The sequence below is a fragment of the Luteimonas panaciterrae genome, assembly GCF_020511115.1.
GTDB lineage: Bacteria > Pseudomonadota > Gammaproteobacteria > Xanthomonadales > Xanthomonadaceae > Luteimonas > Luteimonas panaciterrae.
Genome location: NZ_JAJAVH010000004.1, coordinates 22410 through 47449, shown reverse-complemented (window position 1 = coordinate 47449; position 25040 = coordinate 22410). Strand labels below are relative to the sequence as shown.

23 protein-coding genes and 1 tRNA gene are annotated in these 25040 nt (G+C 64.6%); 17 read left to right on the top strand and 7 right to left on the bottom strand.

What is annotated here, in order from left to right; genetic code table 11:
- Positions 1-4: 4 nt before the first annotated feature.
- On the bottom strand, positions 5-670 hold the full coding sequence (locus LG367_RS05075; RefSeq protein WP_226468151.1) for a MotA/TolQ/ExbB proton channel family protein: 666 nt from the start codon (positions 668-670) through the stop codon (positions 5-7).
- 166 nt (positions 671-836) lie between these two features.
- On the opposite strand from LG367_RS05075, the gene LG367_RS05070 reads away from it, so the two are divergent.
- The gene (locus tag LG367_RS05070) at positions 837-1703 is read left to right on the top strand and encodes an aspartyl/asparaginyl beta-hydroxylase domain-containing protein (RefSeq protein ID WP_226468150.1); all 867 of its coding nucleotides are present in this window, start codon (positions 837-839) and stop codon (positions 1701-1703) included.
- Between the two features lie 28 nt (positions 1704-1731).
- Here the strand turns inward: LG367_RS05070 and LG367_RS05065 are convergent, their stop codons facing one another.
- Complete coding sequence (locus LG367_RS05065; protein ID WP_425490931.1) at positions 1732-4089, bottom strand: DNA internalization-related competence protein ComEC/Rec2; 2358 nt, start codon at positions 4087-4089, stop codon at positions 1732-1734.
- Between the two features lie 278 nt (positions 4090-4367).
- On the opposite strand from LG367_RS05065, the gene LG367_RS05060 reads away from it, so the two are divergent.
- The 10 genes from LG367_RS05060 to LG367_RS05015 all read left to right on the top strand — a co-directional run bounded on the left by LG367_RS05060 (position 4368) and on the right by LG367_RS05015 (position 14074).
- On the top strand, positions 4368-4715 hold the full coding sequence (locus LG367_RS05060) for a hypothetical protein (RefSeq protein ID WP_226468149.1): 348 nt from the start codon (positions 4368-4370) through the stop codon (positions 4713-4715).
- Between the two features lie 88 nt (positions 4716-4803).
- Positions 4804-5919: a homoserine O-acetyltransferase MetX gene (gene metX / locus LG367_RS05055; protein WP_226468148.1), complete on the top strand. Its 1116-nt coding sequence runs from the start codon at positions 4804-4806 to the stop codon at positions 5917-5919.
- Between the two features lie 64 nt (positions 5920-5983).
- Positions 5984-6580: a cysteine dioxygenase family protein gene (locus LG367_RS05050; protein ID WP_226468147.1), complete on the top strand. Its 597-nt coding sequence runs from the start codon at positions 5984-5986 to the stop codon at positions 6578-6580.
- A gap of 289 nt (positions 6581-6869) precedes the next feature.
- Entirely contained in the window at positions 6870-7481 is a 612-nt protein-coding gene (locus LG367_RS05045; protein ID WP_226468146.1) for a TetR/AcrR family transcriptional regulator, read from the top strand.
- A 168-nt stretch (positions 7482-7649) separates the two neighbouring features.
- On the top strand, positions 7650-8684 hold the full coding sequence (locus LG367_RS05040) for a DmsE family decaheme c-type cytochrome (RefSeq protein ID WP_226468145.1): 1035 nt from the start codon (positions 7650-7652) through the stop codon (positions 8682-8684).
- Positions 8685-8934: 250 nt separating this feature from the next.
- A complete protein-coding gene (locus tag LG367_RS05035) occupies positions 8935-11397 on the top strand; it encodes an MtrB/PioB family outer membrane beta-barrel protein (RefSeq protein ID WP_226468144.1) in 2463 nt (820 codons plus the stop codon).
- On the top strand, positions 11394-12197 hold the full coding sequence (locus LG367_RS18605) for a c-type cytochrome (RefSeq protein WP_226468143.1): 804 nt from the start codon (positions 11394-11396) through the stop codon (positions 12195-12197). Before LG367_RS05035 ends, LG367_RS18605 begins: the two co-directional genes overlap by 4 nt.
- Positions 12198-12316: 119 nt before the next feature.
- Positions 12317-12769: a DUF2214 family protein gene (locus LG367_RS05025; RefSeq protein WP_226468142.1), complete on the top strand. Its 453-nt coding sequence runs from the start codon at positions 12317-12319 to the stop codon at positions 12767-12769.
- 66 nt (positions 12770-12835) lie between these two features.
- A tRNA-Leu gene (locus tag LG367_RS05020) sits at positions 12836-12922 on the top strand.
- A 309-nt stretch (positions 12923-13231) separates the two neighbouring features.
- Entirely contained in the window at positions 13232-14074 is an 843-nt protein-coding gene (locus LG367_RS05015; protein WP_226468141.1) for a class I SAM-dependent methyltransferase, read from the top strand.
- A gap of 109 nt (positions 14075-14183) precedes the next feature.
- Here LG367_RS05015 and LG367_RS05010 read toward each other — a convergent pair whose 3' ends face one another.
- The gene (locus LG367_RS05010) at positions 14184-14471 is read right to left on the bottom strand and encodes a hypothetical protein (RefSeq protein ID WP_226468140.1); all 288 of its coding nucleotides are present in this window, start codon (positions 14469-14471) and stop codon (positions 14184-14186) included.
- Positions 14472-14698: 227 nt separating this feature from the next.
- Positions 14699-15262 carry an NUDIX hydrolase gene (locus tag LG367_RS05005; protein ID WP_226468139.1) on the bottom strand — a complete coding sequence of 188 codons (564 nt, stop codon included), beginning with the start codon at positions 15260-15262 and terminating at the stop codon, positions 14699-14701.
- 181 nt (positions 15263-15443) lie between these two features.
- Between LG367_RS05005 and LG367_RS05000 the strand changes: the two genes are divergently transcribed.
- The 6 genes from LG367_RS05000 to LG367_RS04975 all read left to right on the top strand — a co-directional run bounded on the left by LG367_RS05000 (position 15444) and on the right by LG367_RS04975 (position 21707).
- Complete coding sequence (locus tag LG367_RS05000) at positions 15444-16946, top strand: amino acid permease (RefSeq protein WP_226468138.1); 1503 nt, start codon at positions 15444-15446, stop codon at positions 16944-16946.
- 64 nt (positions 16947-17010) lie between these two features.
- A complete protein-coding gene (locus tag LG367_RS04995) occupies positions 17011-18447 on the top strand; it encodes an amino acid permease (protein ID WP_226468137.1) in 1437 nt (478 codons plus the stop codon).
- A gap of 83 nt (positions 18448-18530) precedes the next feature.
- Positions 18531-19169: a methylthioribulose 1-phosphate dehydratase gene (locus tag LG367_RS04990; protein ID WP_226468136.1), complete on the top strand. Its 639-nt coding sequence runs from the start codon at positions 18531-18533 to the stop codon at positions 19167-19169.
- 251 nt (positions 19170-19420) lie between these two features.
- Positions 19421-19975, top strand: coding sequence for a 1,2-dihydroxy-3-keto-5-methylthiopentene dioxygenase (locus tag LG367_RS04985; RefSeq protein ID WP_226468135.1), 555 nt, complete (start codon positions 19421-19423; stop codon positions 19973-19975).
- Between the two features lie 152 nt (positions 19976-20127).
- Positions 20128-20844, top strand: coding sequence for an acireductone synthase (gene mtnC, locus LG367_RS04980; RefSeq protein ID WP_226468134.1), 717 nt, complete (start codon positions 20128-20130; stop codon positions 20842-20844).
- Positions 20841-21707 (top strand): C13 family peptidase, encoded by an 867-nt coding sequence (locus tag LG367_RS04975; RefSeq protein ID WP_226468133.1) that lies wholly within the window; start codon positions 20841-20843, stop codon positions 21705-21707. The genes mtnC and LG367_RS04975 overlap by 4 nt, the downstream gene beginning before the upstream one ends.
- A 240-nt stretch (positions 21708-21947) precedes the next feature.
- Here the strand turns inward: LG367_RS04975 and LG367_RS04970 are convergent, their stop codons facing one another.
- The 3 genes from LG367_RS04970 to LG367_RS04960 are packed head-to-tail and all read right to left on the bottom strand — an operon-like array spanning position 21948 to position 24992.
- Complete coding sequence (locus LG367_RS04970) at positions 21948-22529, bottom strand: YdeI/OmpD-associated family protein (protein WP_226468132.1); 582 nt, start codon at positions 22527-22529, stop codon at positions 21948-21950.
- Complete coding sequence (locus LG367_RS04965) at positions 22519-23457, bottom strand: TolB family protein (protein WP_226468131.1); 939 nt, start codon at positions 23455-23457, stop codon at positions 22519-22521. The genes LG367_RS04970 and LG367_RS04965 overlap by 11 nt, the downstream gene beginning before the upstream one ends.
- Complete coding sequence (locus LG367_RS04960; RefSeq protein WP_226468130.1) at positions 23454-24992, bottom strand: calcineurin-like phosphoesterase C-terminal domain-containing protein; 1539 nt, start codon at positions 24990-24992, stop codon at positions 23454-23456. Before LG367_RS04960 ends, LG367_RS04965 begins: the two co-directional genes overlap by 4 nt.
- Positions 24993-25040 lie beyond the last annotated feature (48 nt).

The following is a 25040-nucleotide window of genomic DNA, read 5'->3' as shown; positions in this document are numbered from 1 at the left end:
GCGATCAGACCTGCTCCGCCAATGATGTCGCGGGTGCGTTCGCGGACGGCGAAGCGGCACGACGCGTATTGCGCGGATCGATCGCGTCCATCAGCTGGATCGCCTCGTGCTCCATGTCGACCAGATAGGCGTCGACCCGGGCGCGGAAAAAACGATGGAACATCAGCGCCGGCACCGCCACCACCATGCCGGCCGCGGTGCATACCAGCGCCTTGCCGATGCCGCCGGCGAGCTGGCTGACGTCGCCGACACCGTGGTCCATGATGCCAAGGAACATCTGGATCATGCCCACCACCGTGCCGAACAGGCCGAGCAGCGGACCCGCCGCGGCGATGGTGCCCAGAGCGTTCAGATAGCGTTCCATGCGATGGGCCTGATGGCGGCCCACATCCTCGACGCGCTCGCGGATTTCCTCACGCGAACGGTTGCGCACGTCCAGCGCCGCCGCCAGCAGGGCGCCGAGCGGGGAATTCACGCGCAGGGAATCGATGTGCTCGGGATCGAGCCGGCCACGTGCCGCCCAGGCGCGCACTTCGCTGCCCAGTCCCGGCGGCAGCACGGCCTTGCGCCGCAGCGCCCAGAACCGTTCGACCACGATCGCCACCGCCAGCGCCGACAACAGCACCAGGGGCAGCATGGGCCAGCCGCCCGCCTTCACCAGTTCCAGCACTTTCTACCTCCGACCCATCACGCGTTCATTTGGGAGATAAGCATACGGAGGAAAGCCCGGACTGGCGAATGGGCAAGCTTCACTTCAGGGTCTTTTGTCACGTTCCGGTAAAATACGGGGCCTCCCGGATAAGGCAATGGGCTCGAACTCCATGACCGATGGAAGAATGCCGCAGACCCACGACGAAACTGCAACCGCCACCGGCCTCGGGTCGCGCAGGACGGATACCGCCCCCGTCGCAGCGTCCAACCCCGTAACACCCCCGACCATCGACCATCACACCCGCGCCCATACCCTGGGCCTGCCTCGCACCTGGCTTGGCCGCCTGGCGCTCAAGGCGCAGGAACACCTGGAGGCGGCGGTGGCCGCCGTGTCGGTGCTGCCGGATTCGGCGATCTACGAGGCCCGGGATTTCCCGTGGACGGCGCAGCTCGAGAACGGTTGGGAAAAAGTCCGCGCGGAACTCGACCAGGTGATGGTCTATCGCGACCAGATGCCGAGCTTCCACGAGATCCTCAAGGAAGTGGAGACGATCAGTTCCGACGACACCTGGAAGACCTTCTTCCTCGTCAGCGCCGGCATGGATTGCGAAGGCAACGCGCGGCGCTGCCCGGAAACGATGAAGTTGCTGTCCTGCGTGCCGGGCCTGACCACCGCGTTCTTCAGCATCCTCACCCCGGGCAAGCACATCCCCGCCCATCGCGGCGCCTACAACGGCTTGCTGCGCTGCCATCTCGGTCTGCTGGTGCCCGAGCCGCGCGAGCGCTGCCGCATCCGCATCGGCAACGAGTTCCGCAGTTGGAGCGAAGGCCGCTGCCTGATCTTCGACGACAGCTTCAACCATGAGGTCTGGAACGATACCGACGGCTGGCGCGTGGTGTTGTTCATCGATTTCGCGCGTCCGCTGCGGCAGCCCTGGAATTGGTTCAATCGCCGCCTGCTGAATCTCGCACCGCTGGCGCCGTTCCTGCGCGAAGCGGGACAGAAGCAGAAGACGTGGGAAAAGAAGATGTATTCCAAGCGCGACAAATAATCGAAAGCGCGCTTCGATACGCCAGGAATCACTCCGGCTCTTCTGAGTCCTCCAAGGAAAGACGCAATTGCCGGCGCGCCGCATCCCATAGCCGCGGCTGCGACCGCCGACGCGCTTCGAGCGTGGCGCCCTCCTCGCCCATCCGGACACGCAAGGCACCGCCATCGAGCGTAGCGGCCACCGTGGCGCCAGCCTCGCGCCAGCGTCGCACGGCCGATGGATGCGGATGTCGATAGCGATTGCCGTATCCCGCCGACACCAGGGCAAAACGTGCGCCCGTCGCAGCAACGAAGGCGGGGTCTGAAGACTCGCGGCTGCCGTGATGCGCCACCACGACCATCTCCGCGCGCAGTGATGCCGCATCGCGCCGGACCAGATCACGTTCCACCACTTCGCCGATGTCGCCGACCAGCAGCGCGGCACCGTGCCGGGTTTCCACGCGCAGCACGCAGCTGGACTCGTTGCCCAGATAGGGAAAGTGCGGCGGCGGATGCAGAAAGCGGAAGCGCACGCCTTCCCATTCCCATGCCGTGCCGGCATGGCAGGCACGCGTTCCAACGATGCCGACGCCTTCCGGCGCATAGGCGACCGGCATCGGCATCGCGCGACGCACCGCCGGGAAGCCACCGGCGTGATCGTTGTCGCCATGACTCACGACCGCGGCGTCAAGGCGCCGCACACCCAACGCATGCAGGGCCGGCAGCACCACGCGCTCGCCGGTGTCGAAGCCGGCCATGCGAACCCTTTCGCAAGCGCCCGCGCATCCCCGCGCCGGCCTGCCGGAAAACGGCCCCATGTCGTAGAGCAGGCTGTGACCAGCCGTCCGTACCAGCACGGACAATCCCTGCCCCACATCCAGGATCACGAATTCGGCTTCGCCTTTTTTCGGCAACCCGCGATCCGGCCACAACAACGGCAGCCACAACAATGCCGCGAGAGCCTTGCCTGGCGTACCGCGCGGCAACAGACACCAGAACGCGCCGAGCAACGCCAGCGGCAAGGCGAACCCGCGCGGCTCTGGCAACCACCACAGTGCGAAGCGGCTCTCGGCCAATGTCGTGAACAGCGGCCAGGTGAGATCGAAACACCACGCCGCCCCGCGCCATGCGCCACCGCCCCAGCCGGCATGGATCACTTCCAGCGCGGTGCCCAGCAACGACAGCGGCACGACCACGAGACTCCACCACGGAATCGCAACGAGATTGGCGAACGGCCCGGCCAGTGATGCCTGTCCGAACAGCACGACCGTCAGCGGCAGCAAGCCCAAGGTCGCCACGCTTTGCGCGGAAAGGAAATCACCCACGATGCGCTTGCTTCCACTGGCGGCACCGCTCTGCGGAAGGCACCAGGCAAGCCATGCGACGCCCGCGAAGCTGAGCCAGAACCCCGCGGTCAACACCGCCATCGGATCGAATAGCAGCATCACCAGCGCGGCCAATGCCAGCGCATCCACGACACGCACCGGCCGGCGCAACAAACGCGCCGACACCACCACCGCGATCATCAACACCGTGCGCAACGTCGGCAACGCCAACCCCGATGCAGCCGCATAACCAGCCGCGCCGAACAAGGCAGCGCCCGCCATCGCCTGCGGACGCGGCACTCTCAAGGCCAATCGCGGAAACACGCGCCACATGATCGCCGCCAGCCACGCGAACAGCACCGCGATCATGCCGACGTGGAATCCCGAGATCGCGATCAGATGCGTGGTGCCGACCGCGCGCAGAACGTCCCAGTCTTCGTCGCTCAAAGCACGCGTATCACCGAGCGCCAATGCCTGCACGAATCGCGATGAGGACGCCGGCACCGTTTCGGCGATGCGTGCCGACATGCGTTCGCGCCAGGCATCGACACCGGTGGCAGGTGCCAGTTGGCGTGCGAGATGTGGATTGCGCACGTAGCCCGTCGCGGCGATGCCGCGCGCCAGCGCCGTCTTCTCGCTGTCGAGCGGGCCGGGATTGCGCAATCCGCGCGGCGCGCGCAGGCGCAGCGCGAACCGCCAGCGGCTGCCGGAGGTCACCCGTTTCCATTGCGAGACGCTTTCTTCCGTGTCGTACCACGCCACCTGCAGCAATCGCCCGCGCAGGCTCGCCGATCGCGGCGATGCGGTCTCCTCGACCCGCAGATGGAAACGCATGCGCCCATCTTCGTGATCCGGCAACTCGACGATGCGCCCACTGACCACGACATCCTGCCGTTCGAGCTCCGGCGCGAGCTGTTGCGCCAACGCATGCGCCGCATGCAATCCGAAGAGGGAAAAACCAGTGAGGAGCGCGCCGAGCACCCTCGAGCGATCGGGCCGAAACCACAGCGCCGACCCGATCAGCAACAGCGGGATCAGCAATGGCCATGGCGGCAGGACCGGCAGGCAAGCACACGCCACGATGCCGGCCAGCAGCGAAACCGCCGTCGCGATTCCAAACGGCGCGACCTGCCCTTCCAGCCGGGCTGCCGCGAAGCGGAGCCATCCCGATTTCACCCTGCGGCCAGCTCAACATGCACGAGCGGCCGAGACCGATGGCTGGACATGATTTCGGACATGCTTTTCATTTGCCGAAGAACGCAGCCCGCAGGATCGCTCGCGCCGCGAACCGGAGAAATCGGGCGAAACCCCGAACCGATGTAGGATTTTCCTTGACGGCCCGGTGCCAGAATCGGATCCCGATGACCAAAACCCTCGACAGCTACGTCTTCGATCCCGCCACGCTCGTCAGCGTGTTCGTCGATCGCGACAACTACTACTCGATCCTGCGCGACCGTCAGGCCGGGATCGCCGTGCTCGAGGTCGTGATCCCGTGGATCGCCTACTACAGCGTCTACTTCTGGCTGTCCGCGGATGAATTGCAGTTGTTCGAAAACGACAAACCGTCCTTCGACAAGCTGGCCCATGCCTTCGCGATCGACAAAGGTGAATCTCTGTACGGGAATCGCCTGCTGCTCAATCAGGGACCAGGCGGCGAGCGCCATCGGCAATCGCGGCCGCAACGGGCGTATCCAGCCGAGGAAGACTGATCACCGTCCTCCGTTTCCCCGCGAACCAATCAAGAAGTTCATCGCCCGGCGCTCGTGGGAACACGCGGTCACCCACTAGACTATGCGCATGACCGAATTCATCCCGCCCGGCACGCGCTACATCGATCTGCCTTCCCCCTTCCCGATGAAACGCGGCGGCACGCTGGCCGGTGCCCGCATCGCCTATGAAACCTGGGGCACGCCGAACGCCGCGCGCGACAACGCGATCCTGATCCTCACCGGCCTTTCGCCCGACGCGCACGCGGCCATGCATGACGCCAACCCGGCGCCCGGCTGGTGGGAGGCGATGCTGGGGCCCGGCAAACCGATCGACACGACGCGCTGGCATGTGATCTGCGTGAATTCCCTGGGCAGCTGCAAGGGATCGACCGGGCCGGCCGCGATCGACCCGAATACGGGCACGTCATACAAACTCGCCTTCCCCGAACTTTCGATCGAGGACATCGCCGATGCCGCCGCGCACGTGGTGCGCGCGCTCGGCTTCGAGCGTCTGGCCTGCGTGATCGGCAATTCGATGGGCGGCATGACCGCGCTCGCCTTCCTCGCGCGCCATCCGGGTGTGGCGCGCAGCCACATCAATATTTCCGGTGCCGCGCACGCGCTGCCGTTCTCGATCGCGATCCGCTCGCTGCAGCGCGAGGCGATCCGCCTCGATCCGAAATGGAACGAAGGCAACTACGACGAGGCGAACTATCCGGAAAGCGGCATGCGCATGGCGCGCAAGCTCGGCGTGATCACCTATCGCTCGGCGCTGGAATGGGACGGACGCTTCGGACGCGTGCGGCTGGAATCCGATCGCCGCGACGACGAGGACCCGTTCGGCCTGGAGTTCGAGGTGGAAAGCTACCTCGAAGGCCATGCGCGCCGCTTCGTGCGCAATTTCGATCCCAACTGCTATCTCTACCTGAGCCGGTCGATGGACTGGTTCGATCTGGGCGAATCCTGCGGCGGCACCGCCGATCAGGGGCTGGCGAAGCTGCGGGTCGAAAAGGCGCTCGCCATCGGCGTTCACACCGACATCCTGTTCCCGCTGCAACAGCAACAGCAGATCGCCGACGGGCTGCGCGCCGGCGGCGTCGACGCCACCTTCCTGCCGCTGGAATCGCCGCAGGGACACGATGCCTTCCTGGTCGACATCGGACGCTTCGGACCGGCGGTCGGGGACTTCCTCAAGTCGCTCTAGGCGCGCTTCGGCGGCTTAGAGTTTCACCTGCAACTAATCGCATCCAGGCGTACACTACCTTCCCATGGCTTCCGTCGCTCCCCTGCCCGATCTCGACTTCCCCGGCCACGACAAACTCGTCGCCGCCATCGACCACTCGGTGTCGCTGGGCGACGAACACGCCGTCACGGCCAGCCTGCGCAACACGCTGTGTGCGCTGATCCGCGACCCGGACGTGCATCTTCCGGACTGCGTCCACAGCGCCATCGCCGACCACTACGCTCGCCGCGAGATCTATCGCAGCGCCAAGCATGGCTACAGCGTCGTGGCGATGACCTGGGGGCCCGGCCAGGGCACGCCGATCCATGACCATTCCGGCCTGTGGTGCGTGGAAGGCGTCTGGGACGGCGAGCTGGAAATCACTCAATACGAACTGCTCGAACGCGACGGCGATCGTTTCCGCTTCCGCGCCGCGGGCGGCATGCACGCGGGCCCCGGCAGCGCCGGCAGCCTGATTCCGCCGCACGAGTACCACACCATCGCCAATGCCAGCGACGACGCGGTCGCGGTGTCGCTGCACATCTATCAGGCGCCGATGGAGTGCTGCTCCAAGTTCTTCCCGCAGTCCGGCGAATGGTTCCTGCGCACCGACAGCGCACTGAAGACCGATCAGGCGGCCTGATCTCACCCGCCTGATCTCGCCCGCCAGATCTCGATCACTGAATCTTGATCATCGATTCTTGACGTTTGGCTGGTCGTGAACGGTCCGATACCGGCTATCGGACGGTCATGGCCGCAGTGACGTCCTTCCCACCCGTTTCTGTAACGGAGGCCTATACTCAGTCTGGGATGCTGCATAGCAGCATATCGAATGACATCCCACTCACGAGCCGCAATCTCGCCCGCCCATGTCGAAATCCACAACTATCGCTCGCAAAGGGACTGATACGCCGTTCCGACCGCGCCCGGATGTGGAGCTGTGCAAACGCGGCGAACGACGCTGCGAACGTTTCCTCGACGCGGCCACCGATGTCTTCCTTGAAAAGGGTTACCGGCAAACGCGGCTGAGTGACATCGTCGCCCGCGCCGGCGGTTCGATGGCGACGCTGTACCGTGTCTTCGGCGACAAGGAAGGCCTTGCGCACGCGATCATCGAACGCCACATGGCCGTGGTGGCGGAGCAATTGCAGGCGCTCAATCTGTCCGGATTGCCGCCCGAAATCGCGCTGCGTCAGACCGGCGAGAGCATCATCAACAGCATCCTCACCCCCGAATCGGTGCTGATCCACCGCATCGTCATCGGCGAGGGCCGCGACTTCCCCGGCCTGCGCGACTGGTTCTTCGAGAACGCGGTGGCGCCGGCGCAGGCGATGCTCACCGACTACCTCAAACACGAAGTCGACGCCGGCCGGCTGTCGCTGCATTCCCCGCAATTGGCCTCGGCGCAATTCTTCATGATGATCTTCGGCGAACTGATCATCCGTGTGGCCAGCGGCAACCTGACTGTGCCCGACCTGACCAAGGCCCAGGAAGAAGCGCGGGCTGCCATGGACCTGTTCCTGCACGGCGCGCTGCCCCGATAGGACAGTCTGTTTTTCTTCCCGCCAAGCACGAACCGTCCCGGGAGACTTGACGGCGGCTGAATCCGGTCGCAGTCTAAACGTAATAAAGATTACGCCCTGCGGCGAGCCAGCGTTCCGGCCAGCCAGGCGCACGGGAAGGGGTCGATGCGGATTTTCTTGGCTATTGGAATGGCTGCTGCGTGCGTGTTCGCCGCCGCGGCCTGGTTCGCGCCCGTCGCCGCGCAGGAAGGCGTCGAGGCCCGAGCGAATCCTCACAACCTCCCACCGACCAATTTCAGCAGCGAGGAGGCACAAGCCGGACACGGCTTCGATCCCGCGCCCGGCTTCGATCATCCGTCCATCCCCGACAATCCCGGCGCGCCGGATGCCAAGCCGGTCGGACGGCAGGTCTGCACCACCTGCCACAGCAAGGAAAGCCAGAACTTCGCGCACACCATCCACGCGCTGGGCATGAACGCCGCGTTCGCGGCCGATCCCAAGACCGCGACCTGCGAGGCCTGCCACGGCGCCGGATCGGCGCATGCGCAGAACCCGACACAACCAGGCAGCATCATCGCCTTCACCAAACAGGGCGCCACGCCGATCAAGACGCAGACGGCGAGTTGCCTCGGCTGTCATGCCGGCGGCCCGCGCGATCACTGGCTCGGCTCGATCCACCAGCGCAACGACCTCTCCTGCAGCGACTGCCACAACCCGATGGCGCAGCTGTCCGCGGAAGGCCTGGAGGCCAAGCAGTCGATCAACGAAACCTGCGCCACCTGCCACCGGGACATCCGCCAGCAGTTCAACCGCCGCTCGCACATGCCGCTGCCGGAAGGCCAGATGGCCTGCGTCGATTGCCACAACCCGCACGGCACCATCAACACCGCGCTGCTGAAGACCGACACGGTCAACGAGACCTGCTACCAGTGCCACGCCGAGAAGCGCGGGCCGTTCCTGTTCGAGCACGCGCCCGCGCGCGAGAACTGCCTCAACTGCCATACCCCGCACGGCTCCAACCAGCATGCGCTGCTGGTGGCGCCGGTACCGATGCTGTGCCAGCAGTGCCACTCGCACACGCGTCATCCCAACGACCTGTTCGGCGAACAGCAGCTCGCTAACGGCATCGCGCCGGACGAGCGCCTGATGGGACGCGGTTGCCTGACCTGCCACGCGCAGATTCACGGGTCCAACAATCCCGCCGGTCCGCGGCTGCACAAATAGGGAGGAAGTAGTCTTGGACGAGTACGACTTCCGCTCTTCGCCCAGACAAACACTCCGCTGGGGACGCAGCCTTGTTTTTTGTTCGTCATTCCCGCGAAAGCGGGAATCCAGCGTCTTTCGCGCAGGTGACGCAAGATCAACAGAAAAGGCACTGGATTCCCGCTTTCGCGGGAATGACGAGCAAAAGCACCGGATTTCGATCTTCGCCAAGACGACGGCATTTTCTCGTTGCGCGTTGCTATCGCTGGCCTTGGCAGCGCCTTGCGCGTTCGCGCAGGACAGCGGTATCGGCACCGATCTGCAATTCGGCAATGCGCTCGATCCCAGTGGCGTGGGTGCCTATCGCTGCGACGAGGATGGCGCCAGCTGGCTCACCGGCGAGCACAAGCGCACGCCGACCGGATTCCTCTACGCCTGCCCGCCCGCCTATTCCGACTACAAGGGCGACGACACGGGCGTCTATCGCGGCCTTCTGACTTTCGGCTACCTCGGCGTACACGGCGACGAGAACAACATGCTGTGGCGCCGCTATTCGAACTGGGACGACGGCCTCTACCTCGGTGCCGACCTGCGCCTGGAGAAACCCTCCGACGGCAGCTATTTCGACCTGCGCGCCAACCGCATCAACGACGACAACCAGTCTGCGCGTGTGGTGTTCGGGCGCGCCGGCAAGTTCCGCGTGCAGGCGTTCGCGCGCAGCCAGGCCAATGTCACCAGCGGCAATGCGCGCTCGATCTGGAACGGCGTCGGCAGCAACCATCTCACGCTGAAGGACGGCCTCACACCCGGCGCCAGCACCTCTGCGCAGGTGGCCGCCGTCTCCGCGGCGCAGCCGGAACGGCTCCTGAAGGTGGTGCGCGACAAGCAAGGCATCGGCATCAACTACATCATCAACAAGCGCTGGACCGCCTTCGCCAACGCCAGCCACGAATCGCGCAAGGGCGCGCGACCGTTCGGCGGCCCGTTCTTCTTCAACTATCCCTTCGCCGACAACGGCGGCGTTTACGAGATCCCGCGCCCCATCGACGACAGCACCGTCAACTTCAACGGCGGCGCACGTTTCGCCGGGAATCTCTGGCGCATGGAATTCAGCTACTCGGGCTCGTTCTTCCGCCACGGCAATCGCAGCTTCGACTACGAAGTGCCGTTCGCACTCACGCCGGTGGTGCCCGGGCTGACGTCGCCGACGCTGACGCAAGGTTCGTTCTCCTACGAACCGGACAACGACTACCATCATCTGCGTGTCGGCCTCACCCGCAAGATCGCTTGGAACGGCGAGTTCTCGTTGACTGCTTCGGGCGGCACCATGCGCCAGAACGACAAGCTGGTCGCGCCGATGAACTGCCAGGGACAGTTCGGCATCAACGGCATCCCCGGCGCCCTGCTCGACTGCGCCGACTGGAACACGCCCGCCGCGCTCTCGCGCCGCCGCGCCGATCTGCGCATCAACTCGCAACTGGTCGACGCGCGCGTGGTGTTGCAACCCACCGACCACCTCACCTGGCGGGCCAGCGCCAAATACCAGCGCAACGATTATTCGGGCACCTACTGGGCCTACAACCCGCTCACCGGGCAATGGGGCTATCCGAGCGAGAACGGTTCGCAAGGCAGCGTCGTGCCCGGCGAATCCGGCGTGTGGGATCCGGTCACCAACCCCGGCGGCTTCACCACCATCCGCAACATGCCGCTGGACAACGAACTCAACGAAGTGTCCTTCGGCGGCGACTGGCGTTTCGACAACAAGAACACCCTCGGCGCCACCTACACCTTCGACCGCACCGAGCGCACGCATCGCGAAGTCGCCGCCACGCGCGACCATGCGCTCAAGCTCACCTGGAACAACCGTGCGCTCGACTGGCTGACCTTCCGCGCCAACTACACCTACCTGCGCCGCACCGGCAGCGAATACGACTACGATCCCTACGAATTCACCTTCTCCAGCCAACTCCCCGGCTTCACCGGCGAGGAAACTGCGCACACCGTCGCGCAGCTGCGCAAGTACGACGTCTCCGGCCGCGTGCAGAACAAGCTGGACCTGATGGCCACCGTCACGCTGCCACGCGAGATGACGCTCTACGCCTCGCTGCGCGGCGACTGGAACGACTACGACGCCCTCCTCGGCCGCCAGCGCTACGACACGCTCGGCGGCAGCCTGCAATGGGAATGGCAGCCGACACCGACCACCGTCGCCAGCGCCTGGTACGGCTACGACCGCTCCACGCTCGATTTCGCCAACGTCAACGATGCCGCGCCGACGTCCGATCCGAATCTCGGCGGTGCCACTTATCCCGAAGCCAACCGCTGGTGGACGCGCGACAAACAACGCAATCACTATGCCGGCGCGAATTTCAGTCAGCGCATCGGCCGCGTCGTGCTCGATGCCGACTGGAACTGGACCTATTCGCGTGGCATCACCAGTTATCGCTACAACTCGGCCGGCGCGCTCGTCTCACCCGTCGTGGAGCCGCTGCTCACCGGCGCATTCCCGGCCATGATCTATCGCGTCAACACATTCACGCTCGGCCTGACCTTCCCGATCCATCGCAGCCTCAACGTGCGCCTGTTCGACACCTACCAGCGCGGAAGCGTCTTCGACTGGCATTACTACGGCTTCGAGGATGGCCAGGTGATCGACCATCGCGTCTACACCGACGGCGGCCCCGAGAGCTACAGCGTCAACATGGTCGGCGTCCTGCTGGAGATGCAGCTGTGAAGCGCACATCGCTCTCGTTGATTATCGTCGGCGCCTGCCTCACTAGCGCGCTCGCCATCGCGCAGTCGCAGGAAACACCGTCAGCCACGGCGGAAGCCACACCGGCTCCCGCGCAAGACGCGCCGGCGGCTGCCGTGCCCGCGAAGCCTTCCCTGCCTTACAGCGATCTGCGCCGCGTGCATCCGATCGCGGGCGATGCCAGCGCCGGCAAAGCCAAATCCGAACTCTGCGCCGCCTGCCACGGCGCGCAGGGCATCGCCATCGCGCCCAACTTCCCCAACCTCGCCGGCCAGCGCGCGGACTTCCTTTACTGGCAATTGGTCGAGTTCAAGCGCGGCACGCTCACCGAATCACCGATGACGCCGCTCGTCGCCGATCTCAGCGACGCGGACATGCGCAACCTTGCCGCCTACTTCGCCGGCCTCAAGCCGCCCGTACCCGCCGCCGATGCCGCCGCCGCGCCCGTCGATGCGACGCAGGCGCAACGCGGCGAGCAGTTGTATCTCACCGGCGATTCCGCCAAGGGCATTCCGCCCTGCCAGGGCTGCCACGGCGTCGACGCGCGCGGCCATGCCGACGCCCTGCGCCCGGATCGCGACGGCCACACGCCTTACGCCGCCTATCCCGCCTTGCGTGGCCAACAATCGATCTACCTGCAGACCAAGCTGACCGAATATCGCGACAGCAAGCTGCACGATTCCACCACCGACTTCGTCATGCGCGGCATCGGCGAGCGACTCGACGACGACAGCATCCAGGCACTCTCGACATGGCTGTCGTCCCTGCCGCCCGACGGCTGAGTCGACCATCCGCAACACCCACGCGACCCATCACCAAGTCCGTTTTTGGACACTCGCAACGGCCGAGCCCGACATGGCTTGCTATCCTCCGCCGCACTCCGGCGCGCCAGGCGGCTCCCATGCTCACCGACCTCATCCTCGCAAGCCTGCATCACCTGCTGCTATTCGGATTCATCGCCATGCTGGTGACCGAATCCGTCCTCCTGCGCGGCAAGCTCGACGGCGCCGCCCTCAAGCGCCTGGCCGGCGTCGATGCCGGCTACGGCATGACCGCCACCCTGCTGCTCGTCGTCGGCATCCTGCGCCTGCTCTACGGCGCCAAGGGCTGGAACTACTACCTGCACAACCCCTGGTTCCACGCCAAGATCACCCTCTTCATCCTCGCCGCCATCCTCTCGGCGTGGCCGACCATCCGCTTCCTGCGCTGGCGCAAGGCCCTGAAGGCCGATCCCGCCTTCCTGCCCCCGGCCGGAGAAGCGGCGACACTCGCCCGCATCGTCCGCTTCGAACTGCTGATGGTGGCCGTGATCTTCGTCTGCGCCGCCGCCATGGCCCGCTACGGCATGTTCTGAGCCGGCATTCTTCCGATCCGCACCCCGAGCACCGAACCGCCGCCCTCGGCTATACTTCCCGGCCGCGCCGAAGTGGCGGAATCGGTAGACGCAGCGGACTCAAAATCCGCCGCCCTTAAAAGCGTGTGGGTTCGAGTCCCACCTTCGGCACCAAAAAATGCGAAATCCGGACATTCCACCACGTCCGTCACGCACGCGAAAGCCCGCAGAAATGCGGGCTTTTTTGTGCCCGGCCGCATCACATCGCCTCTTTGCATCGGGGCATCGAGAGGCATAATTGGGGACATGAGGCGAGCCCATCCGCCTTGACTAGCGAGATGCCTCCCCACGAGCACTAGCGCTGAAACCCCGAACGCAATCGCCATCCGCACCTTGTCACTTGATCTCCATTCTGGCCATCGGCCGAGTAGCGGCCTTTGTGCTCCCTGAATATTGTTTGGCAAGAAGCATGAGATCGAATCCATGAACACCCAATCCAATGACCTGGCACACAACAAGGAGGAGCAACGCCAACAGTGGGATAGCGTTGCGATCGGCTGGAAGAAGTGGTGGCTGACTATCGAAAATGGCGCTCAAGACGTAAGCAAGCGCATGATCGAACTGGCGGAAGTCAAACCGGGCCAACGGGTGTTGGACATTGCAACCGGGATTGGCGAGCCCGCACTGCTGGCGGCAAGCCGTGTTGGTCCCGCGGGACGGGTCGTCGCGACGGACCTCTCCTCTCAGATGCTCGATATCGCCCGAGAGCGGGCAACTGCATTGGGGCTGACGAATGTGGAGTTCCTGGAAGCGGATGCCGAGCGACTGGATTTCCGCGACGGCAGCTTTGACGCCATTCTCTGGCGCTGGGGTCCAACAGATCTATCGAATCCGTCGAACGCGTTGATCGCGATACGACGCATGCTGACGCTCGATGGCTCGTTCGTCGCATCTGTCTGGGAAGCCGGGCCGAAGGCCCGCCCCCTGGCGAGCCTTGCGATGACTGTCGCCCGAGAGATGTTCGATATGCCGTCGCCCGAGCCTTCTCCGCCTGAGAATGCGCTGGAAACGGAAATGATTGATGCCGGATTTTCGGATGTTCGCACTGAAGAGGTCACGCTGACCTTGGCATTTGCGTCCACCGATGACTGCACGCAGTACCTAATGGATGTTTCGCCGGGATTTGCCTCGTTGTTTTCCGACAAGTCGTCCGGGCGGCAGGCAGAATATCGGCGCAGACTCGCCGAAAAGCTTCAGCAGTACGTGACGGCTGATGGCGGCGTTCGGATTCCAAATATAGCTCTGTGTGCGGCGGGCCGAAGATGATGGCCTATGTCGTTGGTCTTCGATTGGCATCCATGTGCTGCCGTTCGTTCTCCACACAAACGAAAAGGCCGAGCACATGCCCGGCCTTTCGCGTTTTGGAACCTGGCGCTCAGCGCTGCATCGGTTGCAGCGTGCTGCAGTTATAGGCCATTTCCTTGGAATACTTCGTTGCGTCTCCCCACGAGGCGGGAGTTGCGACGCCCGCTGGGCAAGGGGCGTACTGCACATATCTTTGACCGGTCACCACGGCGTAATCCGGCCCCGAGTAATACCTGATCAGCCAACCGCCTTGCGCCGTCGTGCCGGCGGAGCTGCCGGCCGTCCACAACGTCACGAAACCCACGGCGCCCAACAGAAGCAGCTGTTTGAAGCCCCCAGCTTTCAAAACACGTTTCATGCATTGCCTCCGCACATGTAGTGGTGTCGCGGCGGACGCCGCACTCCCGACGAGAGACAGGGACGCGACGGCTGGCGCCACGAACTCCCGGACATCCCAAGTCTAAAACGATGTTGGTAGCAAATGTAACAATTTCTCAGGGCCGATTTCGGGGGCCGTGAAGCCGTTGCCACCTGTTGATCCCTATGCCAACGGTGTCATATGGGAGGCCTGGCACCGGCCCCTATTCATGTCGCGCGCTGGCTCCACTTCTCCGCCATGCGGTGGATGGACGGGTCCAGCGATGGATCGCGAAACAGGTCCTCGATGTCACGCCACTCCAGCGCGTTGGATTCGTCGCTGATGACGAACGCCTCCTGCCCCCGTGCGCGCACGACGTAGCGGACATCGTAGTGCCAGTGGCCCGGCACGTTCTTGTGTTCCGGAATCCAGTGCCGGTCGAGGTCGAAGATGCCGGCCTCGACCGAAAGATCGGTCAGACCGGATTCCTCTTCCGCCTCCTTGAGCGCCACCCGCTGCAGATCGGTGTCGCCATCGGCGTGGCCGCCGAGCTGCAGCCAGCGATCGAGCTTGCGGTGGTGGGTGAGCAGGAGGCGCTGGCCGTCGGCGCTGATCAGCCAGGCCGAGGCGGTGAAGTGGCCGGCCAGGCGTGCGCGTTCGAAAGGATTCTCGGAGTCGTCGAGCAGTTCGAGGAACAGCGCCGTTTCCTCCGCCTGAGCAGGCCAACGCTGCCGATAATCGATGAAATTGGAACGTAGCCGCTCGATCGGGTCTGAATGTCTCGCCTGCATGCCTGGGTGCGCGATCGCTGGAGTCGAAACGACAAGTATGCCGGCAAGCGCATGACCATCGCCTGTTGCTCCCCGTTTCTCCCGTGGGGTATGGTGGCCCGCCGCCTAGCACCGGTCACGGTCATCGCCATCCAAGAATGGCGAGTTCAGTCACATTTTTTCTTTGGGAGAGGGGAATTCGATGTCGAGAGGCCTGTTCATCACCAAGCCGGTGGAGCCGGCGCCGCATGTCGACGCCGGTGAGCCCGCCCATGCCGATCATCTGCAGGGTGAGGCGACGCTCAAACGAGCGCTGACCGCCAAACATCTGGTGATGCTGGGCATCGGTGGCGTGATCGGAGCAGGCATTTTCGTGCTGACCGGGCAAGCGGCCGCCGCGCACGCGGGTCCGGCCGTGGTGCTCAGCTTCGTGCTCGCGGGCTTCGCCTGCGCCCTGGCTGGCCTCTGCTACGCAGAATTTGCGGCGATGCTGCCGGTGTCGGGCAGCGCCTATTCGTACTCCTACGCCACGCTGGGCGAGTTCGTCGCCTGGTTCATCGGCTGGTGTCTCGTACTGGAATATCTGTTCGCGGTCGCCACGGTCTCGGTAGGCTGGTCGGGCTACTTCAATGAACTCCTGCAACTGCTAAGCGATTTGACAGGGACATCCATCGCCTTGCCCAAGGAGTTGGCGTCCGCGCCCTTCACCTTCGTCAACGGCGCACCTACACCAACCGGTACTGTGATCAATCTGCCTGCGATCGGCATCGTCGCCGCGATCAGCTGGCTGTGCTACGTCGGCATCACCCAGTCGGCGTTCGTCAACGCCATCATCGTGACGATCAAACTGGTAGTGATCCTGTTGTTCCTGGCCGTTGCCGTCCGTTACATCCAGCCGGAAAACTGGCATCCGTTCATTCCCGAAAGCGAAGGTCCGGGCAAGTTCGGTTGGGGCGGCATCGCGCGCGCGGCGGCGATCGTGTTCTTCTCCTACATCGGTTTCGACGCGGTCTCCACCGCGGCCGGCGAAGCCAAGAATCCGCAGCGCGACATGCCGATCGGCATCCTCGGCTCGCTCTTCATCTGCACCCTGCTCTACATCCTCGTGTCCGGCACACTGACGGGCATCGCTGATTTCCGCATCCTCAACACGCCTGAGCCCGTCGCCACCGCGCTGGCCCAGTACACGTCGTTGAATTGGTTGCGCGGGCTCGTGGTGATCGGCGCGCTGGCCGGCTTGAGCTCGGTGATCCTGGTGATGGCGATCGCGCAGCCACGCATCTTCTATACGATGTCGAAGGATGGCCTGATCCCGCGATTCTTCAGCAAGATCCATCCCAAGTATCAGACGCCCTACGTCGGCACGATCATCGTGGGCATCCTGGCGGCGTCGCTGGCCGCCAGCTTCGAGATCGGCGTGTTGGGCGAACTGGTCTCGATGGGCACCCTGCTCGCCTTCGCGACGGTCTGCATTGGCGTCCTCGTGCTGCGCTATACGCGCCCAGACCTGCCGCGCCCCTTCCGCGTGCCGCTCGCCATCGTGGTCTGCCCGGTGGGCGCGCTCGCCTGCCTGTTCCTGTTCTGGCAGGCCTTCTCCGAGCACTGGCGTCTGATGACAGCCTGGGTCGCGATCGGCATGGTCATCTATTTCGTCTACGGCTACCGCAACAGCAAGATCCGCAAGGCGGCCATCGCGGCCGGCTGATCGGCAAGATGCCACTAAGGCCAGCGAGGCATTCGCTGGCCTTTCCATTCAACCGGAACGGACGATGTTGCGACAACTTCTGGCTACCAAACACCCGCACGCCGCGCATAGCGACGCCGAGGGTCTGAGCCTGCGCCGCGTGCTCGGCCCGTGGGGGCTCACCGCGCTCGGCATCGGCGCGGTGATCGGCGGCGGTATCTTCGTGATCACCGGCAAGGCGGCGGCGCTGCATGCCGGCCCGGCGATCATGCTTTCCTTCGTATTGGCGGCAATCTGCTGCGCTTTCTGCGCGCTGGCCTACGCCGAATTCGCGGCGATGGTGCCGGTCTCCGGCAGTGCCTACACCTACACGTACGCGACGCTGGGTGAAGGCGCGGCCTGGTTCATCGGCTGGATGATGGTGCTGGAATACGGACTGTCCGCTTCGGCGGTGGCGGCGAGCTGGACCGGTTATTTCCTCAGTCTCCTGCAACATTTCGACATCGTGCTGCCAAAGGCGCTGGTGCAGGCGCCGCTCGACGCCAAGCTGCATCCGACCGGCGCCATTCTCAATCTGCCGGCCGCGGGCATCGTGCTGCTGCTGACCTGGCTTTGTTATGTAGGCATCAGCAAGTCCTCGGCGATGAACATGGCGATGGTCGTCCTCAAGACCGGGCTGATCATTCTGGTGATCGCGGTCGGCTGGAAATACGTCGAGCCGGCGAACTGGACGCCGTTCATCCCCGAAAGCCAGGGCCCCGGCAAATACGGATGGGAAGGCGTGCTGCGCGGCGCGTCGATGGTGTTCTTCGCCTACATCGGCTTCGAGGCGGTGTCGGTGGCGGCGCAGGAATCGCACAGCCCGCAGCGCGACCTGCCGCTGGGCATGATGCTCTCGCTCGGCATCTGCACCGTGCTCTACATCGCCATGGCGGCGGTCATGACCGGACTGGTGCCGTACACGCTGCTCGGCACCGACGAGCCGGTGGTCACCGCGGTGGCCGCGCATCCGGGACTGGGCTGGCTGCGCGTCATCGTTGAAATCGGCGCGCTGATCGGCCTGTCGTCGGTGATCCTGGTGATGATCATCGGCCAGCCGCGCATCTTCATGATCATGGCGCGCGACGGCCTGCTCTCGCCACTGTTCACCAGGATCCATCCCGAATACCGCACGCCGCACATCAACACGGTCATCACCGGCATCGGCATCGCCGTGCTGGCTGCAGTATTCCCGCTGGACATCCTCGGCGACCTAACCTCGATGGGCACCCTGATCGCCTTCGCCGCGGTCTGCGCCGGCGTGCTGATCCTGCGCCGCACCCAGCCGGATCTGCCGCGCCCGTTCCGCATGCCGTTCGCGCCGGTGCTCTGCACGCTGGGTGTCCTCAGTTGCCTGGCACTGCTGTATCCGATGGGTCCGCACAACTGGATGCTGATGGCGGGCTGGAGCGCGATCGGCTTCCTGATCTACTTCGGTTACGGGTACCGCCATAGCCGGCTGCGCAACCAGCCACAGAAATAAGCAACCGCCGCCCGAAGGGCGGTTTTCCGAAATTCGGACGTTCCTGTCACCGCCGCCCACCGGTTTGTTTGTAAACTCGCGGCATGAGCGCCCTGCCCTACGACTATCACCGCTTCTGCGACCTCGCCGGCGAGATCATCATCAACGTCCGCGAGCTGGCCGCGCGCGGCTGGACGCCGGCCACCAGCAGCAACTTCTCGCGCCGCCTCGACGACCGCTTCGCCGCGATCACCGTCTCCGGCCGCGACAAGGGCAAGCTGAAGGAGTCGGACATCATGGTGGTCGACTTCGACGGCCAGCCCGTCGCCACCGAGCACAAGCCGTCCGCGGAAACGCTGCTGCACACGCAGCTGTACAAGCGCTTCCCGGAAATCGGCTGCGTGCTGCATACCCATTCGCAGGCGCAGACTGTCGCCTCGCGCCTGTTCGCCGGCGCCGGCCATCTGCGCCTGGAAGGCTACGAGCTGCTCAAGGCCTTCCACGGCAACACCACGCACGAGACGATGATCGACGTGCCGGTCTTCGCCAACACCCAGCACATGCCGACGCTGGCGGCCCAGGTGGACGCCCTGCTCGACAAAGACCGGCTGTGGGGCTACCTCATCGACGGCCACGGCCTGTACGCCTGGGGCCGCGACATGGCCGAGGCGCGGCGTCATCTGGAAGCGTTCGAGTTCCTGATCAATTGCGAACTGGAGCTGCGCAAGCTGCATACCGCCTGAGACGGCGGTTTCGCAGGCCCCGGACAATGCGCCGGCCCGACGTTCCAAGGCTTGAATCCTGCCGTTCCAGCGCTTAGATAGGAACGATCATCTTCAACTGTTAATCTTGAAGACGCCGTAGCCGTCCATGGCGTTGTCATGTCGGCTTCGGAACGTCCGGCCCGGCCATCCATGGCCGGGCGTTCGGAGCCGCAGCCGATGTCGATAGGACATCGGCCAAGCGCGGCTCCTCACCCGACGAGGTCTCCCCCATGAGCAGACTCCGCATCTTCGCCGACAACGCCCCCGACGCGCCCGAGTTCGTGAGCCACGACGGCGATGCCATCGCGCGCGAACTGAACAAGATCGGCGTCACCTTCGAACGCTGGCAGGCCAACCAGCCGATCAAGGCCGGTGCGAGCCAGGAAGAAGTGATCGCCGCCTACCAGGCCGACATCGACCGCATCACCGCCGAACGCGGCTTCACCACGATCGACGTGATCAGCATCGCGCCGGACAATCCGAAGCGCGAGGAGCTGCGCGGCAAGTTCCTCGACGAGCACTACCACAAGGAAGACGAGGTGCGATTCTTCGTCGACGGCTCCGGCCTGTTCACCTTGCACGTGGGTGGCAAGGTCTACGAGATCGAATGCGTGAAGAATGACCTGATCGCCGTGCCCGACGGCACCACGCACTGGTTCGACATGGGCGCCGAGCCGAGCTTCGTCGCGATCCGGTTCTTCCAGCAGCCGGACGGCTGGATCGGCCACTTCACCGGGACGGACATCGCGCAGCGCTTCCCGCGCTACGAGAAACAGGCGGCCTGACGCACACCAGCCTTCCAAATCCTTCGTCATTCTCGCGAAGGCGGGAATCCATGGACGTTCGTGCCTGAGTTGCGAAATCAACCGCAAAGTCCATCGATTCCCGCCTTCGCGGGAATGACGAGCAAAAGCAGAATCTCAGACTCTCACACCTCATGCGCACCATTCTCACGGACATCGAAGGCACCACCAGCAGCATCTCGTTCGTGAAGGACGTGCTGTTCCCGTACGCGCGCCGCGAGCTGCCGCGCTTCGTACGCGAGCACGGGCAGGAACCGGAAGTGCGGCGCTGGCTCGACGCGGTGGCGATCGAGGCGGCAGGCGGCATCTGCAGCGATGATGTGATCGTCGAGACGCTGCAAGGCTGGATCGACCAGGATCGCAAGCACACCGCGTTGAAAGCGCTGCAAGGCATGCTGTGGGCCGACGGCTACCGCAGCGGCGACTACACCTCGCACATCTATCCCGACGCGGCCGCGGCGCTGCGCCGCTGGCACGAGGAAGGCCGATCGCTGGCCGTCTATTCCTCCGGTTCGGTGCCTGCGCAGAAACTGCTATACGGCTACACCGAGGCCGGCGATTTACTGCCTGTGTTCGGCGCGTTCTTCGACACCGAAGTCGGCGGCAAGCGCGAATCCGGCAGCTATCGCCGCATCACCGAAGTGCTGGGGCACGGCTCTGGCAAGCACGATCCTGGCGAGATCGTGTTCCTCTCCGATGTCGTCGAGGAACTGGACGCCGCCCGCGAAGCCGGCCTGCGCACGGTGCTGGTCGATCGCCGCGAGGATTACCCGCAGCCACGCACGGGCGAGGCCACGCACGGCCATCCCCGCGTGGAAAGCTTCGCCGAGATACGACCCGACGACACATGAAGTCCGCACTGCACGCACTCGTCTGGCTGGCGCTCGCGCTGGCCGCCCTGCCTGCCCAAGCCGGCGACGACATCAGTGTTCCCGAACGCGATCGCGAGCTATTGCAGAAATCCCTCGCTGGCCTGTCGCCGCAGCGGCCGGGCAAGGTCGATCTTTACGTGGTCGGCTTCGCCGGCGACGGCAACGAGGACGTGTTCCGCAACGAAGTCGCATATCTCGACACGCTGATGTCGCAGCGCTTCGGCACCAGCGGACGCGTGGTGACGCTGGTCAACCACCTCGACAGCCTCGGCGATGCGCAGCGGCCATTGGCGACGCTCGACAACCTGCGCCTGGCCCTGGCCGGCATCGGCAAGATCGTCGATCGCGACGAGGACATCGTGCTGCTGTTCCTCACCACGCACGGCACCGAGAAGCACGAGCTGATCTCGGAACTGCTGCCCGTCTTCCAGACCACCATCGATCCGCAACAGCTGCGCGGCGCGCTCAATGCCTCCGGCATCCGCAACCGCATCGTGATCGTCTCGGCCTGCTACTCGGGCGGTTTCGTCCCGGGCCTGCGCAGCAGCGACAGCCTGGTGATCACCGCATCGCGCGAGGACCGCACCTCGTTCGGCTGCGGCGTGGAATCCAACATCACCTATTTCGGTCGCGCCTTTCTCGTCGACGGGCTTAACCACAGTGACAGCTTCATCGGCGCCTACGACATCGCCACGGCCGAGATCGCGAAATGGGAGCGCGAGGACGGCCAGGAACCGTCGATGCCCCAGATCGACGTCGGCGACGGCATCGTCCCTCGGCTGCAGGCCTGGCAGCGGCAACTGCAGATCGGAGCATCGGTGACCTATCCGTACGACCGCTGAGGCGGCCCGCCACAGCTGAAAGCGATTCTCATTTCGTCATCGAAAAACGCGCCCCGCTACACTGCGCGGGCGCTGCCAGCCAGCTCAACGCCAGCCAGCCACGCGCACAACGATTCGCCCGCCAGCATCCGCTCGCCAGCCAGTCGTTAACGAAACCCACGCCGATGCGTGGGTTTTTCGTTTTTGGCCAGGGAAGTTCTTCGTCATTCCCACCTTTGCGGAAATGACGAGCAATCTGCCTCAGTGGATCTTCTCTCCGCGCGCCAGCATCGCCACCAGCTTCTCGATGCGGGCCGCGCGCGTCTCCGGCTTCTTTGCCGTTTGCACGCGCCAGCACACTGCGTAGCGGTTGGTCTTGTCGAGCGTCTCGAAGAAGGTCTTGGCCTTACGATTCTTCGCCAACGCCACCGCCAGTTCCGCGTGTACTTCCATCGTCGTCGCGCTGTCGTAGGCGGCCTGCCAGCGGCCGTCGGCCTTGGCGGCCTCCACTTCGCGCAGGCCGGCCGGTTGCATGCGGCCGGCGGTGGTCAGGCGCTCGACATGAGCGATGTTGATCTTCGACCACAGACTGCGCGGGCGCCGCGGCGTGAAACGCTGCAGAAAGAATTGCGCATCGCAGCTACGCTTCAGGCCATCGATCCACCCGTGGCACAGTGCGACTTCAATTGCCTCGGCATACGTCACCGAAGCGATGCCCGACTCTTTCTTGGCGATCTTCAGCCAGAGCCCCTTCTCGCCCACATTTGCCGCAAGCCATTTCTCGAAGGCAGCGGCATTGCGGAAATGCCGGATCGGCAAGTCTGTCGGCAGCTCAGCGACCATGCTTGTCCACCTTTCCTTGTGCGTCCGATGCCGGACAGGCCGGCGGCCATGCTTCGTCGCCGCGAAGGCGCCAGACGAAGAATTCGCCCGACTTCTCGCCCTTGAGATCGCGCGCGAACAGCAGCGAGTGTCTACTCGGCGAGAACAGTGCGCCGATCTCGCTGCCGTTGACATTGATCGGCGCCGGCAGCTTCTCGCGTGGGCGCCACGCACCACGCGCATCACGCTCGCTTCGGTAAAGGCCATCGTTGGCCATCAGAATCAGCGTGCGGCCATCCGGTGCCGGCAATGGCTCGTATTCGTCGTCGGCGGTGTTGAGCGCCGTGCCCGCGTTCTCCACTGTCCAATGACCGTCCTGCGATCGATGCGCGCGCCAGATGTCGGTCTTGCCGAGCCCGCCAGGGCGATCGGAACCGAAATACAGCCAGCCATCCTTGTCCAGGCGCGGAAACCATTCGTTCCCAGTCGAATTCACCGGCTCCGGCAAGCGTTCAGGCGTGCCCCAGCTGTCGTCGGCATTGCGCTGCACGCGCCAGATGTCGAGATCCTTGCGTTTGATACCGTCGGTCGAGCGCGTACTGATGAAGTACAGCGTGCGCCCTGCCTCGGCGAACCAGGGATCGGCTTCCACGCCATCACCCGAAAATGCCACCGGCTGCGGCGACGTCCAGCCTTCGGCGCCGCACTGGCTGACTAGGATGCGCCAGCCCTTGAATTGCGGATTGCTGCGAACGAAATAGAAATCGCCGTTGGTAGGGTCGAAGGCGGGATGGGATTCGAACTGGTCGCTGGATACACCCTCGGGAATCCAGGCTTCGACCTTCGGTGGTGTTCTCGCGTGCAGGGCCGTCCCTGCAGCGATGCACATCATCAAGGAAGCGAAGCCACTCCAACGAAGAACATCGTGGAAATCGCCCAACATCTTCATGGTTGCGCTTCCGCCAGACCGTAACGCGTCGTCGCACCCCGCTCGCCCTGCCATTGATCGAAAGCACGGACTTCGACCACGTGCTCGCCCAGCGCCAGATCGGTGGGTAAGGTGCCACGCCACAAATGCGGTGATGGCGTGGCCTGGGCCGCGCGATCGTAGCCGCGCAGCGCCGTCGCCGCATCATCGAGCGCATTCTCCGCGAGCACGCCGGGATCGGGTTGCGCGACCTGCCGCATCGGCTTCCAGTCGCCGCCGTCGATCCGGTACTCCACGCGCGTGTCGTCGCCGCCCATGAACACGTTCGCGTACACGCCCGCCGCCGGATACGCGCCCTTGCGCAGCAGTTTCGGCGCATGCAGCGCCATCTCCGCGGTGAAAGCGGCATCACCCGCGGGGAGTCGCGCCGGATGCCAGGCCAACGAATAACCGCCAGCGCGATCGATCCGCAGCGTCGCGTAGCCGTTCGGCGTGCCATCGCTCATGGTCGTGTCGGGAATGCCCTGCGCGTCCTTGACGCCGCTCCAGAACGCACCGCAGGCGGCACCGACGTTGTATTCGTGCAAGGGACGGGCGCCATGCCAACCCGTCTTCGCGTCATGGAAGAAATGACGCTGGGTATGACTGTGCCCGCTCAGCACCAGCACGTGCGGGAATGGTTGCAGCAGCGCGAACAGGCGCTCGCGATCGGCGTCCCGGAACGTGTCTTCCCCATCCGGTTCGAACAGCGGAATATGCATGCCGAGCATCAGCAAGCGATCCTTCGGTGCATCGCGCAGATAAGCTTCGAGGAACGCGAGCTGATCCTCGCGCAGGCCGCCGACATAGGCGGGCTTCATCCCAGGTTGGGAGATCACGTCGTCGAACAGCACGAAATTCGCCTGCGATTCCTCCCATGCGAAGGTGTCGGGGCCGAAGTGATGGCGGAACGTGCGCAGCGAGCTTTCGTCGTCACCCGCGTCCGCATCGAGATCGTGATTGCCCGCGACGTGCAGCCACGGCACGCCGAGACGCGTGGTGACGGCATTCATGCCGGGATAAAGCGAGAGATCGTCGTTGACGATATCGCCCAGGCTCAGGCCCAGCGTGGCCTGGGTCTTGCCGATCAGCGGCTCGACGATGTCACGACGGTAGTAGTCGACGTCGACTTGCGATTTCGGCTGCGGATCGGCGAAAACGAGCACGTCCAGCGCACGCTTCGACCGTGGTGCCTTGCGCAGAGCGAAGTCGGCATCGGACGACGACTCGCGCCAGAAACCCGGCAGCCCTTCGCCGCCCGCTTCCACGCGCCAGCCAGCCGGCTTGATCACGAACACCGGCAAGCCCGGCCGGGTTTCCAGCGTGTAGCGCCCCGCCGCATCGCTGCGGACGATGTCGCGCCCGTTCGACACCGCGACATCCACGATGCCGCGCTCGCCCGGATCGCGTCGGCCATTGCCGTTGCCGTCGTCGAACACGACACCACGGATCGTCGCGGCATGCGCGGCGGCGCTGCCGATCAACAGGAAACATACACAAAGGAAGCGATGACTCATCGCCGGCATCCTGGTGGGAAGCCGCGATTATGCCGCGCCGCTCCCCTC